This window comes from Streptosporangium carneum (genome assembly GCF_027922005.1).
Classification (GTDB): domain Bacteria; phylum Actinomycetota; class Actinomycetes; order Streptosporangiales; family Streptosporangiaceae; genus Streptosporangium; species Streptosporangium carneum.
In genome coordinates, this window is sequence record NZ_BSEV01000047.1 from 17,206 (window position 1) to 34,606 (window position 17,401).

At 67.8% G+C, this 17,401-nt stretch carries 14 protein-coding genes and 1 pseudogene; 7 read left to right on the forward strand and 8 right to left on the reverse strand.

Features of this window, described 5'->3' with window-relative positions; translation table 11 throughout:
- Positions 1 to 44: 44 nt before the first annotated feature.
- From PKF00_RS42765 to PKF00_RS42780, 4 genes are all read right to left on the reverse strand, one after another.
- On the reverse strand, positions 45 to 2,366 hold the full coding sequence (locus PKF00_RS42765; RefSeq protein ID WP_309298480.1) for an FxsB family cyclophane-forming radical SAM/SPASM peptide maturase: 2,322 nt from the start codon (positions 2,364 to 2,366) through the stop codon (positions 45 to 47).
- Positions 2,367 to 2,719: 353 nt separating this feature from the next.
- Positions 2,720 to 3,625: a DUF4231 domain-containing protein gene (locus PKF00_RS42770; protein ID WP_271223518.1), complete on the reverse strand. Its 906-nt coding sequence runs from the start codon at positions 3,623 to 3,625 to the stop codon at positions 2,720 to 2,722.
- Positions 3,626 to 3,903: 278 nt separating this feature from the next.
- The gene (locus PKF00_RS42775) at positions 3,904 to 4,431 is read right to left on the reverse strand and encodes a hypothetical protein (protein ID WP_309298481.1); all 528 of its coding nucleotides are present in this window, start codon (positions 4,429 to 4,431) and stop codon (positions 3,904 to 3,906) included.
- A gap of 233 nt (positions 4,432 to 4,664) precedes the next feature.
- Positions 4,665 to 6,326: a TROVE domain-containing protein gene (locus PKF00_RS42780; protein ID WP_271223519.1), complete on the reverse strand. Its 1,662-nt coding sequence runs from the start codon at positions 6,324 to 6,326 to the stop codon at positions 4,665 to 4,667.
- A 1,090-nt stretch (positions 6,327 to 7,416) separates the two neighbouring features.
- On the opposite strand from PKF00_RS42780, the gene PKF00_RS42785 reads away from it, so the two are divergent.
- Positions 7,417 to 9,396 (forward strand): M4 family metallopeptidase, encoded by a 1,980-nt coding sequence (locus PKF00_RS42785; RefSeq protein ID WP_271223520.1) that lies wholly within the window; start codon positions 7,417 to 7,419, stop codon positions 9,394 to 9,396.
- A gap of 296 nt (positions 9,397 to 9,692) precedes the next feature.
- On the opposite strand, the gene PKF00_RS42790 is transcribed toward PKF00_RS42785, so the two are convergent.
- Both PKF00_RS42790 and PKF00_RS42795 read right to left on the reverse strand, forming a co-directional pair.
- Complete coding sequence (locus PKF00_RS42790) at positions 9,693 to 10,121, reverse strand: hypothetical protein (RefSeq protein ID WP_271223521.1); 429 nt, start codon at positions 10,119 to 10,121, stop codon at positions 9,693 to 9,695.
- A gap of 170 nt (positions 10,122 to 10,291) precedes the next feature.
- Complete coding sequence (locus tag PKF00_RS42795) at positions 10,292 to 10,474, reverse strand: hypothetical protein (RefSeq protein WP_271223522.1); 183 nt, start codon at positions 10,472 to 10,474, stop codon at positions 10,292 to 10,294.
- Between the two features lie 579 nt (positions 10,475 to 11,053).
- Between PKF00_RS42795 and PKF00_RS42800 the strand changes: the two genes are divergently transcribed.
- Positions 11,054 to 12,028: an RNA ligase family protein gene (locus PKF00_RS42800; RefSeq protein ID WP_271223523.1), complete on the forward strand. Its 975-nt coding sequence runs from the start codon at positions 11,054 to 11,056 to the stop codon at positions 12,026 to 12,028.
- Here PKF00_RS42800 and PKF00_RS42805 read toward each other — a convergent pair.
- Positions 12,025 to 12,321, reverse strand: coding sequence for a hypothetical protein (locus PKF00_RS42805; protein WP_271223524.1), 297 nt, complete (start codon positions 12,319 to 12,321; stop codon positions 12,025 to 12,027). The two genes, PKF00_RS42800 and PKF00_RS42805, sit on opposite strands and share 4 nt — an antisense overlap.
- Before the next feature lie 206 nt (positions 12,322 to 12,527).
- Between PKF00_RS42805 and PKF00_RS42810 the strand changes: the two genes are divergently transcribed.
- Complete coding sequence (locus PKF00_RS42810; RefSeq protein ID WP_271223525.1) at positions 12,528 to 12,836, forward strand: hypothetical protein; 309 nt, start codon at positions 12,528 to 12,530, stop codon at positions 12,834 to 12,836.
- A gap of 63 nt (positions 12,837 to 12,899) precedes the next feature.
- A complete protein-coding gene (locus PKF00_RS42815; protein ID WP_271223526.1) occupies positions 12,900 to 14,864 on the forward strand; it encodes a hypothetical protein in 1,965 nt (654 codons plus the stop codon).
- Positions 14,865 to 14,878: 14 nt separating this feature from the next.
- Here the strand turns inward: PKF00_RS42815 and PKF00_RS42820 are convergent, their stop codons facing one another.
- Complete coding sequence (locus PKF00_RS42820; RefSeq protein WP_271223527.1) at positions 14,879 to 15,352, reverse strand: hypothetical protein; 474 nt, start codon at positions 15,350 to 15,352, stop codon at positions 14,879 to 14,881.
- A gap of 465 nt (positions 15,353 to 15,817) precedes the next feature.
- On the opposite strand from PKF00_RS42820, the gene PKF00_RS42825 reads away from it, so the two are divergent.
- From PKF00_RS42825 to PKF00_RS42835, 3 genes and pseudogenes are all read left to right on the forward strand, one after another.
- On the forward strand, positions 15,818 to 16,639 hold the full coding sequence (locus PKF00_RS42825) for a helix-turn-helix domain-containing protein (protein WP_271223531.1): 822 nt from the start codon (positions 15,818 to 15,820) through the stop codon (positions 16,637 to 16,639).
- On the forward strand, positions 16,630 to 16,830 hold the full coding sequence (locus PKF00_RS42830) for a DUF397 domain-containing protein (protein WP_271223528.1): 201 nt from the start codon (positions 16,630 to 16,632) through the stop codon (positions 16,828 to 16,830). The genes PKF00_RS42825 and PKF00_RS42830 overlap by 10 nt, the downstream gene beginning before the upstream one ends.
- Positions 16,831 to 17,191: 361 nt before the next feature.
- Positions 17,192 to 17,401, forward strand: a pseudogene (locus tag PKF00_RS42835) (hypothetical protein); the annotation flags it as partial.

The following is a 17,401-nucleotide window of genomic DNA, read 5'->3' on the forward strand; positions in this document are numbered from 1 at the left end:
TTGCCACGAAAGTGCCAACACCGCGAATTCTCGGGTAAGGAAGATCAGCTCTGCTGTTTCACCCAGGCCGTGTGATGCCGGTGGGAGAGAGCGGCCGCTGCGACGGCCGCGTCCTCGGAAACGGACTCCTTCAGCCACGGCCCGACCGAGCGGCGCATCCCCGCGACGAAACGCGCCCCCAGGGAGGTCATCGAGCCCGAGCCGTCCAGGGTCTCGATGGCCTGCGCGGTCAGCTCCCGCCAGCGGGCGAACTGCACCTCCCCCGGCTCCGGAGCGGAATGGCGTCGCCTCCGCCAGAAGTCGGCGACCGCGACGTGGGCGTACGTCCCCTGGAGCAGGCCCTCCAGCGGCCGGGGGTCGGGCCGCCACGGCGCGTAGTAGCGCCTGGTGTCCGACTCGTCGTACAGGTCGACGATGTCCAGCACAGCACCGAGCTTGACGTGCTGGAACTCGTGGATCAGCAGCAACGCGAGCGTGACGGGGTCCTTGGGAAGCGCGGCCGCGACCGCGCCGAAGGCGTGCCGGGCCGTCGAGCTGGCGTCACCGCCCCCCTCGGGAGGGGTGAGCGGGGTGAGGGTCGACAGCCCCGCGCGCAGGCCCGGGGCGTAGGCGGGATGGTCGGACTCGATCAGCGTCCACGCCTCGGCGAAGAGCCGCTGCCAGGCGGCCACGTCGTCCTCGGAGAGCCGCCCCGCCGCCCGGTGACCGTGACAGTCGCGGTAGGGGTCGGTGTCCTCGAGCGTGACGGAGAAGTCACCCGCGACGAGCCTCCTGACCGGATGCCACGGGGCGTCCGGCCTGCCCTCCAGCGCGAAGCGCCCGTCCTCGACGAGCAGCAGGGCCTGCGAGAGCGCACCGGTCTCCGCGCCCGCCACGGGGCCCACCTCGAGCGCCCCCAGGGTGGGCAGGCAGACCATGCCGTCGACCGCCCTGACGACGACCCTGGCCTTCGCGCCCGCCCTGACCGCCGCCGCGGCGGCGATGTTGGCGAGATGCCCCGCGTGCGCGGCGTCCCGCAGGGACTCGATCGCCCAGGCCCGCACGTAGGGGTGGTCGAGCACCGCGTCGACCGCGTCCCTGTGCTCGCTGTCGAGCCTGGTGAGCAGGTCCCATCCGGCCTCGGCCCCGTGCGCGCGGACGCCCGCCAGGAGCCCGCGGCGCAGGGTGCGCTGCGACTCGGCGAGGCAGGAGACGTCCCGGTCGTCGCCGTATCCCCCGGCGAGGGCGTCGATGGTGCCGTAGGGCACCGCGTGCGTCGGCATCGTGGTCCTGCCCCGGATGTGGGTGATGAGCTTGAGGAGGTCGGCGCTGTAGACGCTGGGGTTGGCGAAGGCCGAGCCGGTCCGGTACCGGTGGGCGTACAGCCCTCCGCCGCAGCTGTCGACGACCGGGCACGCGCGACAGGTGTCGCACAGTCCGCCGAGCCCCTGCCTGCGGGCGAGGATGCCGGTGTGCCTGGCGACCTCGTCGAGGTCGTGGCCGAACACGTCGAGGCCGGTCGCCGGTGCCCCGTCGAACGCGGTCTTGAGCGAGTCGGCCTGCTCGTAGCCCCCGTCGGTCTCGATGACCACCAGGTCGGACGGCTCGAGCCCGAGCGACTCGGTGAGGCTGGAGTCGCCGCGGCTGGTGCGGATGACCGACTCGAACAGACGCACCGGGACCCTGGCCCCCTCGGCCAGCCAGACATCGAAGATCTCGATGAGCCAGTCGGCGTACGCCGTCGGGGTCGGGCGCGCCGGAGGGGCGTCCCAGGTGGCGTGCGGCAGCAGGAAGTCGACGCGGGGAGGCTCCAGGGCGGCCAGCGCCCGGTAGACCGCCGTCGGGTCGTTGGCGACGTCGATCGTGCACAGCAGCCCGGCGTACAGCTCGGGGCGGCGGCGCAGCAGCTCGACCGCGGCGATCACCCGGTCGTAGCTGCTGCGGCCGTCGGCGTAACGTCTGTGCCTGTCGTTGGCCACACGGTCGCCGTCGAGCGAGACGCCCACCTTGACGTCGTGCTCGGCGAAGACGTCGAGCACGCGGTCGTCGAGCAGCACCCCGTTGGTGTGCACGCGCAGATCGAGGTCGCACCGGCCGCCGAGCTGCTCGCGCAGTTCGGCGGCGACGCGGCCGAGCCTGACCGGTCCCGCGAGAAGCGGCTCGCCTCCGTGCAGCACGACGTGCACCCGGTCGAGCGCGTGCCTGTCCACGTGCTCGGCGATGCGTGCGACCGCTCGGACCACGGTCCGGTCCGAGATCACTTTTGGACGGCCCCGCCAGCTCTGATCCGCGTGCTCGTACACGTAACAGTGGTCGCATGCCAGATCGCAGCGACTATGCACCTTAAGTACGAATTGCCGGAATGGCACGAAGGGCCCGTCCATCATGGCCCCTTGCGTCAGATCGACGAATTGAAAGCCGCGACGGAGACGCGCTCAACGGGAGCGGACTCCGGAAGAAGGCGCTGCAAGATGCCGTCGACATCGGTTTCGTGGACTAGAGACAGCGGAACGTCGCGGAGATCCTTGACGTTTGACGAGACCCCGGACTGCTTGTCTTCGGTAAGATTCATGGCCCCAAACCAATGCGAACTGATATTCGAACGACGACGCTGAGAACGGCAATTATCACAACGCTACAGCACAGGGCCTCTGAAGGGCTCTATCCCTCGACTCTATTACGTTTTTTTACCTATCCGCAATTGCGATAAAGGCCATTATTTCACTATTAATGCCCCATCTCATGCGTGAGAGGCCGTCCAGAGCATGTGCTCCCGCGAGATGGCCTCCTCGGCCTCGTCCACGAAGTGAGCCCACTCGGCCTCGGTCGTCGGCCAGGCCGCGCGGACCACGATGTCTCCCAGTTCCAGGGCCGCTATCGCGTAGGCGCTGGCGACCTGCTGGTGCTGACGGGTCTGCAGCCAGGCCACACCCCCGGCCGCCACCGCCCCCAGCACTCCCGGAAGGTCGATGTCCGGGGCCTTCTTGCCCAGTGCCGCCTTGACGGCGGCGGTGACCAGTCCGAGGGCCTCGGCCGTCGCCACCATGACCAGCCACATGGCGGCGCGCCGTTCGTGCAGGTTCGCCTTCGCCGCGTACCACGCCCGCTGGTCGTCCAGCCGCCCCACCATGTAGTGGCGCTTGCGCTCGTCGAGCGGGAGCGCCCTGATCGTGCGCATCCCCTCCGTCACCTGGGTGTCCCCGTCGGTGAGCGAGACGGGCGCGACGCTGCGCAGGTCAGAGGTGATCTTGCTGAACCTGCGCAGGAGAAGCCGGTCGGACACGTGGTCGTGGCGCGGATCCCCGTCGGCCTCCGCGCCGTCCAGGCCGAACGGCTCGCCTCCGACCAGGTAACGCCAGGCCAGGGTCTTGGCCGACTCCGCGGCGGCGCGCGCCTCGTACCACCGCCGGTCGGGACGCGTCGTCAACAGGTAGACCTCGGTGACCAGGGCAACCCCCATCGCCGCCGCGGCGACCGTGGCCATCACGTCCAGCTCCGCCACGAAGGCGCTGAAGGAGCCGCAGAGCGCGGCCGTGATCAGAGAGGAAAGGCGAACCCCGGTGGCGACCAGCAGCCTTCGCTGGCTGGCGATGGCCGTGCGGTCGGCGGACCGGTACAGAGCGGGGAACTCAGACTCGGGAAGCACCTCCACGTCTTGAGATGAACCAAAGTCCCCGACGATGTCAAGCCCCGCCGTCGCCACAGATGGCCTCTGACCGGCCGAAATCCTCGCTCCGGTCGGCCCCCATCGGCTCCAGGCACCCCCGGGAGCGACTCCCGCCCCCGGCTGGCCGGGCCCTCGCGGACGTTCCCCGTTCCCGGCGGCCCCCGCCCTCGCGGACGTTCCCCGTCCCCAGCGGCCCCGTCCCCGGCGGCCCCGTCCCCAGCGGCCCCGTCCCCCGCCGACGTCGGCGACCGCCGATGTCAGGCCCTGGCGGCCCCGGGCGGCCAGATCACGCGCACCGGTGTCCGGCGGCGTGTGGCAGCCTCGACCGCCTCCGCCGTGCCTCCCAGCCCTCGTGCGGGAAACCCGTCCCACACGGCGATCAGCAGGTCGGCCGACTCGATCAGCAGCTCGTTCGCCGCGGCGTAGGCGTGGGGCGACGGCGTGTCGAACGGCAGCCTGCGGACCTCACGGGCCCTGCGCAGCAACGCGTGGAAGGACGCCTCGCCGTAGTCCCGGGCGGGGACGATGGCCTCCAGCACGCCGCCGAGATCGAGAACGGCCGCCGCGAAGATCTGGTCCGCGCCGCCGGCGAGGCACGATATCCCGACGAATCCCGGAGCGTACGGCCTCAGGACGTCCCGGACCTCCGCGTCGACGAGCGACACCGTGTCGCGGGCGAGGTCGCGGTGCCCCGTGACGGCGATCCGGGTCAGCGTCGGCCGATGGTGACGGCGATGGGGATGTCGAACCCGTGCACCCTGCCGCCGGTCCGTGTCGCTGCTCATGTTGCGGAGAGTATCCTCGCCCCCCTGCGACGGGGCAGGTCAGACACGTGTACCGTCGACATTCACACCCGCTCTGACCTGCGATGACGCACGATGGTTACACATCGGTTCCCACCCGCCCTCGCCCGCGGCCGCGTCCGCTCCGAGGCGTTCGACGCCCACGCGGCCGGGCCCGCCGAAGCCGCCCGCGCGAAGGTGCGGACGGCTCAGGCGGGCGGAGCGGACGAGCCGGATCAGCGCCGGACGAAGCCGTTGACGACCATCGGCAGCGAGGCGTCCAGGCCCGCCACGTTCAACACGTCCGGGTCGCCGGGGTCTCCGATCGAACGGCCCACGGGGGTCATCGCGGCGACCACGACACGGACCGCCGGGTTGACGGACCGCCGGTAGGCGTCCAGCGCCTGGACGGCGTGCGAACGGCCCGCCCACGTCTCGCTGTCGGTGAACACCACGATGCCGTCCACCTCCAGCCTCTCGCCTCGCGCCCAGTCGAACGGCAGCGCCAGGTCGGTGCCGCCGCCGGAGGGCCGCCACGAGGCGATCTCCCGAAGGTTGGTGCGCGGCGTCACCTTCGAGGCGTGGACGGAGGTGTCGACGTCGATGACGTGGACGTTGCCGCGCTCGATGCGGGCGAGCATGACGGCCATGGCGCAGCCGAGCTCGTAGGCCGTGCCGAGCGGCGACCCACCGGCCGCGACACGGTGGTAGGTCATCGACCCCGAGGAGTCGACGGCGACCAGGAGCCGCCTGCCGGAGGGGCGGACGTGGCCGAACGACAGCTCGTACGCCTCCTCGAGCGCGTCCGAGATCGCCGGCACCGGCTGCCACGTCTGGCGGTCGGCTCGCGGGTTCGGCTGACTCTGACCGGAGTTGTAGACCCGGAGCGCGAGGAAGAGGTCCATCGGGTGGACGCGCGCCCTCGCCAGCGCCTTCCTGTCGGTGAGGCGCGCGACGGCCCTGCGGGTCGCGTCGCCCCTCGGCCTGAGAGCACCGATGCGGGTCATCTTCGCCAGGTTGCGGACGAGCGCGGTCATGCCGACGGTGTCCACCAGGGCCTCCCAGACGGCGGGCTCGGTGAGCATCGCGTCGGGCAGGAACTCCCAGGGCGTCCGCAGCTCGGTGACGGCCCTGACCGCCTCCGCCGTGGTGGTGACGGCCTTCGCGGTGAGGAACCGGTCCACGGCGGGCACGACCTCACGGACCTGATCGTCGGAGACGTTCCCGGCGATCCACCCGAACAGCGCCCTGCGCTGAACCGTGTCGGCCTTCGGGTGGGCGATGCGCAGCGCGTCCCGCAGGGAGAACGCCTCGCCCTGCGGAGTCCTGCGCTGCATCGCCTTGCACGCCCTGAACGCCACCGCGTCCGGCTCGTCCCGCAGGAACCAGGAGGCGACAGCCGTACGGAGGGAACGGCCGACAACCAGGCTGGAACCGTTGCCGGTCGTCTTGCCTCCGAGGTTCTTCAGGTAGCCGACGAACGCCGCCAGATGATCGGTGGTCCGCACGACCAGCGGAAACGCCGCCTTGACGGCCTGCCGGGTGTCGGGGTCGCCGTAGGCGAACGCCAGGGCGAGCGCGAAGATCGCGGGACGGGGCTTGGGCGCGCGCGGCGGCCTGGCGGTGGAGACGTCCACGATCATGGCCACGGCACGGGGCCCGTCCTCGCCGACGGCGGCGAACAGCACGTCGGCGTTCTCCGCCGTCAGCGTGTCCTCACCCACGTAGTAGGTGCCGCCGGTCGTGCCGAGGATCAGGAAGTCCTCGAGCCGGGTCCAGACGTCCTTGGCGAAGACGTATCCGCCCGCGGCGTTCCGCACCTGGCCGGCACGGCCGGGAATCGGCCGGGTCTGCGGCGTCGCGACCGTGGAGATCGCGGCGAGGGGGTCACGTGCCATGGCTGCTCTCCTTCGTTCGGCCCGCCCGGAGGCGGACAGGTGAAAGGGGAGCGGATGTGGTGACGCCCGCCGGGTTTTACCCAGATGCTCTGCCGCTGAGCCACGCCCGTCGCCTGGACGGACGGCAGGACTCGAACCTGCGACCCTCTGATCCCGATAACCGGCCGACTTCGACCCGCTCCCCCGCTCGTCAGCCCCGCCTGCGGCACGGATGTGGGGACTCCGACCGGCTTCGGGCCCCGAAGGACCCGACAGGATTCGAACCCGTTATGCCAGATAACCGATCGGATTCGACCCGCGCCGCCGACAGGGCTGACGAGCGATCAGGTCTGGAGCCGACACGGATGTGGAAACGCACACCGGCCGTTAGGCGCTCTGACCGCTGAGCTACACAGACTCGAGCATCTGTGACGGGATTCGAACCCGCGACCACCCGCTTAGAAGGCGATAACCGACGCGCTTCGACCCGTGCCGACACCAGACCTGACCGGTTCACCGGGCCGGGAGAAGAAACGGATATGGAAACCGACACCGGATGTGTTCTTTTTTACAGAAAGAGATAACCGATGTCGTTCGACCCGTGCCTTCTTCCGGCCTGACGAACTGAAGGCAACGCTACAGATCGCCCGATCCCGAGGCATCTCAATTTCGGGCCCTTCACCGCCCCCGGCCCCCCATCGCCCAGCACACCTCGCCGGCCTCCATCGCTTCCTCCTCGGCCGCGCCGCCATCACAACAGACGCCTGTGACGGCGGAGCGCAGGCGATGTGAAAGTCCGGCGCGGATCCCCCGGCCGCCCCCGCGAGGTCCCGAACCCCCTGAAGCCCGCGAGAGCCGCGAAAACCGAGACCGTTCTCCTTCCTGCCGCTTTCCGGCACGCCCTCGAATCACGAAGAACGGGCGGACGGACCCGGCAGAGGTTTCAGCGATTCCCTTCGATCCATTTCCCGGGCTTCGGCTCTCCCTGTTCGGGGAGCGGCCATACGACAAAGATATGGGAATTCATGGGGTTCTGATCTTTCGATGCCGGTGTAACCGTTGGAGCAGCCCTGGCCGGCCGCGGCTCCTTGCGGACAAGGAGTCAATGCGAATGAACCCCAGAATCACGTCAGGGGCGACCGCTTTCGTGACGGTCGTCGCCATGGGCGCGTCGGCGCTGACGGGCGGCACGGAGGCCTCCGCGGCCGCGGCCGCTCCGGCGGCGGAGGCCGTACTCGCCGCCCGGCAGGCCGGCCCGGACACACCGCCCGCGTTCGCCCCGCCCGGCCCGGAGGCCCGGCGGCGCGCGGTCGCCGTCGCGGGCGAGGCGCTCACCACGCGAGCCCCGGAGCTGCGCGTGGGCCCTTGGGACGCCTTCGAACGTCCCGTGATCACCTCGGGCATCCGAGGCCTGCAGTACCTTCGCTACCCCCGGACCCATCGCGGGCTGCCGGTCTACGGCGGTGACGTGATCGTCGCCCTCGACAGCGGCGGAACGGTGGTCCACAGCGTGACCACCGGCCAGCGGACCGTGCTGGACGTCGGCGTCAGGGCCCGGACAAGCGCCGAGACCGCGGCGACGACCGCCAGAGCCGAACTCGCGGCCGTCCGCGACGTGGGCACGCCCGCCCTCGTGGTCCACGCGGTGACCGAGCGCCCCCGCCTGGCCTGGGAGGTGGCCGTCACCGGCGGCACGGACCAGGCCCCCAAGGCGCTGCGCGTCTTCGTCGACGCGAACGACGGGACCGTCCTCGGCTCCCACGACCAGATCCGCTACGGTACGGGCAACAGCCACTTCAACGGCAACCCGGTGACCATCCAGACCCTGAGGTCGGGGAGCTCGTACACCCTGACGGACCCCACCCGTCCCGGGCTGCGCTGCACCACCTCGAACGGCGGCGTCTTCACCAAGGCGACCGACACCTGGGGCAACGGAACGGCCCTCAACCTGGAGACGGCCTGCGTCGACGTCCTGTTCGCCGCGCAGAAGCACTGGGACATGCTGCGCGCCTGGCTGGGACGCAACGGCGTCGACGCGGCCGGTCGCACCTTTCCCGCGAAGGTCGGCCTGAACCAGGTCAACTCCTACTGGGACGGCTCCTCCGTCGTCTTCGGCTTCAACCAGCCCCACACCAAGCAGCTCACCTCCCTCGACATGGTCGGGCACGAGTACGGCCACGCCGTCTTCGACCACTCCGGCGCGAACACCTGGAACGAGCCCGAGGAGGAGGCCCTCGCCGAATCCGCCGGCGACATCTTCGGCACCCTGACCGAGCACTACGTCAACCACCCCGTCGCCCTGGACGAACCGGACTATCTGCTCGGTGAGGAGGTGAATCCCCTGGGCTCGGGGCCGATCCGCAACATGTTCAACCCCGCGCTCCAGGGCGAACCGAACTGCTACACCCGCTCGACCTTCAGCGGCGGGCCGCACAACCACTGGTTCTACCTGCTCGCCGAGGGGACCAACCCACCGGGCAGGCCCTCCAGCCCGGTCTGCGGCGGGCCGTCCTCCCTGACGGGCATCGGCCTCCGCAAGGCCGCGGAGATCTACTACACCGGCCTCCAGAGCAAGACGGCCCCCTGGAGCTACGCCAAATCCCGGCGGGCCACCGTACAGGCCGCGAAGATCCTCTATCCGAAGAGCTGCGTCGAACTGGACGCGACCAAGGCCGCGTGGTACGCCATCGGTGTTCCCCCTCAGGCCGGTGAGCCGACCTGCACGCTGCCCACTCCGCCTCCGAGTCCCGCTCCGCTCAGTCCTCCCGGTTCTTCTGCTTCCTCCGCTCTCCCGAATTCCCTCGGCGGGATCACGGTCACCCCGCCCTACGTCAAGATCCCGCCCGGCGGGTCCGCGACCGTCCAGATCAGCCTGACGCCCTATCCCTCCGCGCCGTTCACCCTGTCCGTCTCCGGCCTCCCTTCGGGAGTGACCGTCAACTTCTTCACGCTCGGCCAGTCCACCACTGCGGTCATCGCCCTCTCAGCCGGCACTCCCCCGGGTACCTATATCCTCACCTTCACCGCGAGCCCGACCGACCCCATCAGAAGGACCAGCCTCACCCTCGAAGTCTCGGAAGAAGACGATTAGGGACGGACAGCCGACACGCGGCCGTGCCCGCCGGTCCACGCGACTCTCGGTCGGGCCATCCCAGTACGGCGGCGAGCCCGTTCTCCGACTCGCCGCCTCGACTCCTCCTCAGCAGTGACGTTCTCCATCACCTCAGCGAAGCCACCGTTTCCAGAGCCCGCCCTTCGGCTCGAAGCACTTGTCCGCGAACAGGAGAAGGAAAGGAACAGACTCGGGCCTCCTGTCTAGGAGCCCGTGCACGAGTCGCTCGCCTACGACGGGTTGAAGGCTCTGCCGCCCACGACTGCGGGGCCTCGTCACGTGGGCAGCCATGACGGCCACCAGGGGAGGACGCAGTCACCTGGAGTTCCCTCGGTGGCGACGTCGTAGACGATCAACGCCGCCGGTCCGGCGGCCGAGACGAGGACGGCGAGAAGCGCCAGGAGCGGCGTCGCCCACCAGCGACCCACCAGCTTCGGCAGGAAGGCCAGGAGGTTGAGCGACAGGGAACAGATCACGGAGGCGACGGAGACAATCGGGAAGAGGGCGATCCTGCCCAACACCCAGAAGGTGGCGGAGCCCTCCTCCGCGCTCAGACCGCCGAGGCAGGAGTGCTTCGCGTCGTCCACCACATTGATGTCCAGAGCGGTTCCGGCGACCGCGTAGACCGCCGCCGCGACCACTGACACCCCGCATCCCAGTGCCCAGCGCACCTCACCGGCTTCCACCGCACTTCTTTCAGACACGGCGCAATCAAAACAGGCGTTTGTCGGCGCAGGGTGCGGGCGAGGTGAGGATGATGTGAGGACACGGTGCAGAATCTCGCCTGACAGCTTTTAAAAAGCCGTGTGCCCGCGACCGAGCCGGATAAGTCGGTCGCCGAAATCCACCCGGTGTTTCTCAGTTGGAGCGGGATTCAGAAGTTCGCGTTCCACAGATACCGGGGGCCGTAGTAGTGCTCGACATCGGGCTCGTACTCCTCCTCCTCCTCCGGCAGCGAGGGCTCCCCGCCGGGACTCCAGATGAGGCCACGGGTGTGAATGCCGTTCCCCCGCCCTCCACGGCGAACCGCACCGTGTTCCCGTGCCGTACGGCCCATGGGCTGTAGAACAGCCCCAGCCTGCCGGGCGCCGCTTTCCAGTCGGCGCCTCCCGCCATGGCCGACCGTGCGACCCGCTCGAAGCTCTCCTCGGACAGGGCGAACCTCGCTCTCCCCAGGTCCACGGCGGCCAGTCCGAACACCAGAACTCCGACCACCGCGGGCGCCGTCCGACGCCACAGGCTCCGCCTGACCCCCACTCGCCCTTCCTGGCTGCGGATCTCCACGAGGAGGCGGGCGAACCAGACCACGCCCAGGACGAAGAACACCCCCAGGGCGGGCAGCGCCCACAGCGGAGCCCCGTTGGAAAACTCGCCGCGTACGACAGGAGCAGCCCGATGACCACCAGCGAACCGATCAGCGGAAACCCCGGCGCGCCGATCGGACCTCTCGCGGACCGTTCTCTCAACGCCGCAGCCCCTCCGACCAGGTTCGGCCAGGACGTTTCATGATCCATGTGGATCCTGGTCCGGCGTGAGCCACAGCCATGCGCGATCGCCCTGAAGCACGAGCCCCCCAGGCGACGGCCGGGGCCAAAAGGAGGAGCTTTTCCCATCTCGCCTCAGCCATACTGCTCCGATGCGGCACCTCACCTACCCGAAGATCCCCACGGCCGAGCGGTCCGGCCAGACCACCACGGGTGGTCCATGGGTGGCGACCGAGAAGGTTCACGGGGCCCAGATGGTGATCGCCCACGACGGCCGGAACCTGTCCGTGGGAAAGCGCAAGGCGTGGTTGCGCGACGACGAGCCGTTCTTCGGCTGGCAGCTGCTGCGCGGCAACTTCGCCAAGGCCGCGCAGGCCGCCCTGGCCCGGGGAGGATCGGCCGTGCGCGTCTACGGCGAGCTGTACGGCGGCCGCTACCCCCACCCCGAGGTCCCGCCGACTCCGGGTGCCACTCCGGTGCAGACAGGAGTCTGGTACAGCCCCGACATTCGTTTCGCCCTTTTCGATGTCCTTCGTCACGAAGATCCGGACGATCCTGGAGTCTTCCTGCCCTACGCGGACGTCGCCTCGATCGCCGCCGACGCCGGTCTCGACGTCGTGCCGCTCCTCGCCAGAGGAAGCCGGGTGGAGCTCGACGCCCTGCCCCGCCGCTTCCCCACGCGCGTGCCGCGGACACTCGGCCTGCCCGACGTGCCGGACAACACAGCCGAGGGAATCGTCCTGCGGCCCGACGCCCCGCTGACGCCCGAGCGCCGTCCGATCCGCAAACTGAAGATCGAGGAGTTCGACGAGCAGCGCTTCGACCAGAGCCGCCCCTGGAACCCCCACGTGATCCTCACCCCCGAGGAACTGCGCCAGATCGCCCTGGCCATGGTCAACGGGCCACGACTGGCCGGCGCACGGTCCAAAACAGGACCGTCCTGTCTCGACGAGCTCCTGGACGAGACGGTCCTCGACGTCATGGTGGATCTGTCCGAGGCCTTTCCCGCGACCGTGGCGGCACTCACCGACCGCGAGGAGGCCGAACTGCACGCCGACCTCCGCGAGGTCGCAGCCGCGCTGGAGGCCGACGCGCACCGGGTGACCGAGCCTCGCGACCTCCGCTAACGCTCCGGCCGCCGTAGCCGCCGAATCTCGCGGCGCAGCTCGTGCTCACGGTTCGCCCGCAAGCGCTCCTGCCACTGCACCCCTCGTTCGGCGGCCTCCCTGTCCCAGCGCGTCCAGGTCTCCGCGACCTCGCTCAGGGTCAGCTTGGCAGCGCAGACGACGACCAACGCGACGAACGTGAACATGTTCACGGGAGCGCTGAAACACACCGCCATGATGATCATCAGACTCCCCCAGAACACGATCTGGGCGGCCCTCTCTATGGCATCGATGTTTCTGTCGAAAAACGACATCCATTACCTCATCGCTTTTGGATGGAGTGGGAAGTACGACGTGAGATGAAATGACCGGAATGCCAGCCCATTCCCATGGCTTTTTACGACCACGGCCGTGAAATCCCAACGCCGACAGCGCCATCGCCCTTGTCCACATAGATGATCGATAACTACTGTGATATTCGACTTTTCTCATCACGGAGTCCTGGGGAGGACGGGGGCGCGTGGTCGAACGGATGGTGCCCAATCCCCGGCACGAGCGGTTGAGACGACTGCTCCTGGAGGCCGGGGAGAGATCCCACGAGGTGCGGCAGGCCTACCTGCGCGCCTTCGGTGCGATGGGGTCGGGAAGGGTCTGGACGGGTCCGGCGGCCGACAGGTGGACCGACGAGCTGGCGGACCGGCACCACCGGCTGGGGCAACTCGCGCAGCGCGTGGTGGACACGGTCGAGGAGGAGATGCGCCGCCATCCCCCGCTGGTGACGGAGGCCGAGGCGAGCGCCATACGCCGGGAGATGGCCGGACGCACGTGAGCGCGTGACGACCGTCATCCCCGTAACCATCGTGACCACCGTCATCCCGAAGAGGAACGCTCCATGGCTTCCGCCGACGAGTTCTGCGGCATCGACCCCGAGGAGATGGGCCGCCTGGCTGCGTCCCTGCGCGACGCGGCCGACCGGCTGACCGTCTTCCGCGAGGAGTTCGAGGCGAAGCTTCGTCAGAACGGGGTCGGAGCCATGGCCCTGCGGGAGATCGCCGACATCGCCGACTGGGGCAGGACCCAGATCTCCATGCTCCACGGCCGGGCCGAGCTGGTCCAGAAGCTGGAGGGAGACATCCCAGCCGCGAAAGGAGACGGCGGGCAGGGGCTCGTCCGCCTGCCCGACGAGTTGGAGGGCTTCGAGCTCGCCCAGGGCCTGGCCAGGATGTACGGCGACGACATCCTCGTCGAACACGACAACGAGTCCCAGGCCCTGCTCATCCACGAGCACGCCGATGAGATCGCCAGGCTGGCCGACAACCCCCAGGCGGCCGCAGCCTTCTTCGCCCTGCTGCCCGCCAAGGCCCGCGACAGCCTGCCCAGCGTCCTCACGGCCATCCGCAGCAGGACCGCCGAGCAGGACCTGGTCGCCTTCAGCAAAGCCCTCGGCGCCGCCCTGCGCGCCCCCACTCTCATCCCGGCGTTCGCCAAGGTCAAGGCCGACCTGACGAAACCGGTCGACGGCAAGATCACCGCATGGAACCGCCTCGCCCTGCTCAAGGGCGCCGACGCCCCCACCGGCGTCCGTACTGCGGCGGCCCGCGCCCTGGCCTTGGACGACTTCGCGAAAAATCCTCATCAGGACTGGCGGGCCGGCCTCAACGAGGCCAGGGAATACGACCTGCCTCCCGATCTGGTGGCCATGGCCCTGGAGGTGCTCGCCGGGGACGGCAGGGCGGCGCGGGAGGTGTTCGCGGGCATGGGCGGCACCGATGTGAAGCTCAGCCAGATCGAGAAGATGAAGCTTTTCCTCGACTACGCCGACCAGGTGAGCGCAGGAGACGAGGTGGCCGACGCCTTCGGCCGGGTGCTGGAGGCTGGCACCGAAGCCAGGACCGAGAACCCAGGACGACACAGCCCGTCCGCCGCCACGTTCGCCCTGGACGCCATCCTGGTCACGGGCCTTCTTGGGCCCAGCCTCCCGGCGACCGCCAAGGATTCCATGGGCGTGATCGCCAGGTCGTACGTCCATGAACTGGCCTCGGGTGCCCGCTTCGACAGGGCTACGAACAGGACATCGGGCCCGAGGATTCCGGAGCACTGGGTTCCCCTTCCCGGGGTGACCCCCGCGTTCTATCTCAGCCCTGGCGACACCTACCGGTTCTTGAAAACCTTCGTCGGCGAAGAGAAGCCCGTCGCCGATTTCAACTCGACAATGGCCAGGTTCCGGCATGACATCCTGCTGTCCGCCGCCTGCCTGGACGCACAGGGCGACAAAAACTACTTTCGCGACATCTCTATGATGTTCGGCGATTTCAGCAGTATCGCGTTCAAGGCGACGAAAGACGTCCTAGGCGAGGAGGACGCCGCAGGTGAACACGCACGAAATTTCATCAAGAACACTTCCGGCTTCCTGCTGGGTGGATTTTCCTTCACAAACGAGATTGTCGATCTCAGCTGGGAGGTCTTCCAGGCATACGGCCTCAGCGCTCTGGGCGACGAGTGGGACGACAGCTTCGAGAAGCAGGTCGAAACGGCCACAGGAGAGCGCACCGACCTCGCCAGACGCATGAAGTTCGATATGGCATACCTTCTCTACAGCGGCGGCTACTCGACGAGCAGACCACCCCAAGAGCTCATCAACGCGACCACAGGAACCCTCAAGACATATGAAGAACTCGTGGTCGAGGCCAAGCGTGAAGCCACCGACAACAAGAAATGGGAGCATATACTCCAGGAGAAGCTGGAAGCTTATGAGGAGTGGATGGACGAAAACGGAAAACTCGACAAAGAGATTGAATACTCCTCACGTTTCCAGAGCAGCGATCTAGCCGAGAACCTGTTGAGACTCCCGAAATAACTCGAACGACCTCCTCATCGCGACAGGCACCCGGTCTGTGCATGCAGTCGCCAGGTTGGGGCCTCCGGCGAGACATACACGTTCACCGTAACCCCCACATCCTTACTGCCTTGGACGAATCGCCCCTCCAAGGCATCCAACTGGGTAATGTCATGCTCCATCCTGTATCCCAGGACTTTGGAAAGGGTGTTTTCCATGACTCTCTCAGCTCCGTCCAGGTGAGCATCTAGGTCTTCCCCTTTCTTACGCTCCTCATCCGCCGTCGCCCGCAGCACTCGTTTGAATCCATTATCTCCACAAGGAATGTCCTTGTCTGGACGCTGCAGGATGTGAAGCTTCATGAGCGGGTTCTTGAAGAGATCATCGGCTTCCAGGCGTTGGGTGTCCTTCTGGAGCTCCGCTGCCGCTTCCTTCAGGGAAGGGCCTGAAGCGCAACCTGATGCCACCATCACTGCCAGACCGATGGCCGACAACCGGGCGAAACGCATTAAGCACCTCTAGAAAGACCGACGCCAAGACTCACCAATCCTTACCTACTCGCAGCGTCACCGCCACTCCCTTCCTGAAATCATCCGTCAGCGATGACCTGCCGGAGTCGGCCGGTTGATTCGGATGAGGGATCTCGAACGTTGCGTCTGGCCAGCGGGGTCGCCGTTACGACCCCACCCTTCACGGTTCTCCGACTCATACTCGCAGCCAGACGCAAGAAATCCCTCCCACTCTCGGAAGGATTGATCCACCTCTGCCTATGAATCAATGGGATGATTCCCTTGTTTTGCTTTCGCGGGAAGAATTTCTATGCCTAGACTGCCTTACCGACGGCAGATCGACCATCGGGTTGGCAGTCCGACTCAGAGCGGATGATGACAGTCATTGGTCTATCTCGGGCTGGAGTCGACGTCACCACCTAATCGAAGTCCGTTTTTTCTAATTCGAGGGGAAATGCAATGGAAATGGCGCCGTCTCTCGACCCCGGATCCCCCCGTGTGCGCTTCGGCAGCGAGATGAGGCGTCTGCGGGAGGCCGCGCAGCTCTCACAGTCCGCCGTGGCCTCCCGTCTCGGTTGCACCCAGACCCAGGTGAGCCGCCTGGAGAAGGCCGCCCGGACGCCGTCGAAGTCCGACGCCGAGAACCTGGACCGTCTCTTCGGCGAGGTCGACGGCGTCTCCTTCGTCCGGCTCTACCAGCGCATCGCCGCCCAGCCCGGCAGCCCGATCTGGTTTCGGAACTGGGCCGAGGAGATCGAGCCTGCCGCCCGCATCCTGCGTTCCTGGGATCCCCTGTTGGTGCCAGGGCTTCTCCAGACGGAGTCCTATGCTCACCACCTCTTCAGTCAGGCTCCCCAAACCACCCCCAATGAGGTGGAAGAGCGAGTTCAGGCCCGCATACGGCGGCAGCGCATCCTCGACCAGGACAATTCCCCACTTTTCGTCGTCCTCATCGACGCGGGCGTGCTACATCGCGAGGTGGGCGGAGCCGAGGTGATGCGTGAGCAGCTCGATCATCTGCTGGATGTCGTCCAGAGGCCGACCGTTTCCATTCAGATCGTCGACCCGAAGTGTCTGACGGGTCTACTGAGCGCATTCATGATCGCTGAGCTTCCGGACGGGCGGCCCGATGTCATTTACGTGGACTCCTCGACCGAAGGACAGATCACAACCGACCTTGATTCCGTAACCGCGATCTGGAAGCGCTATGAGGCGATACGAACCTGGGCCTATCCTGAGCACGTATCACTGAAAATGGCCGAGGAAGTGAGACGGGAATGGACCTGAACGCCGCAGTGTGGCGGAAGTCGTCGCGCTCTGGAGACAACGGCGGCCAATGTGTTGAGGTGGCCACCAATCTTCCCGGGGTAATCGCCGTCCGCGACAGCAAAGACCCGGACGGTCCCAAACTGCTTTTTGCCCCCGCCGAATGGAGTGCGTTCATCGGTGGTGTCAAAGTCGGTGATTTCGACCGCTGACCTGGTTGGGTGACTCGCCCGTCTCCCCGCCGTGATCCTCTCCTGCCGCCTATCGGTCGTCCTCCGTCATCCGCCTGCGGGTCCGGCCATGACGGCCAGGTCTGCCCCGAAGGCATCAGGAGGCAGGTTGCCGGTGAGCGCCGCGTCCGGTAGGGCGGCTCCGTCGGCGGAGGTGTCCAGGGCGTCGCGGGGGTCTTCCGACTGTGCCGGTCGCCGATACCTCTCTTTCGGCAACCATCACACGGCACGATGGGGACATGTTGGCTACAAGCGAAGTCACGCCTGTGTCAGCTTTGGGTCAGCCCAGTCCGTCCGGCTCGGACCGGTTGCCCGCCGCGTCGCTGTGACGGCGTCGGAGCCTTTGACCGACGACGTCCACACCGCCCGCGCGGTGCCGGGCCGCCCGGCGGCCGTACCCCCCAAGGCCGAGGAGAGCACCGTGGACGCCGAGAACTACCCCGTCGAGGAGTTCGACGACGATGAGAATGAGACCAGGGGCATCAGCCGCAAGACCCTGCTGAAGGCCGCCATCATAGGTGCCCCGATCCCGCTGCTGATGGGCAGCCAGATC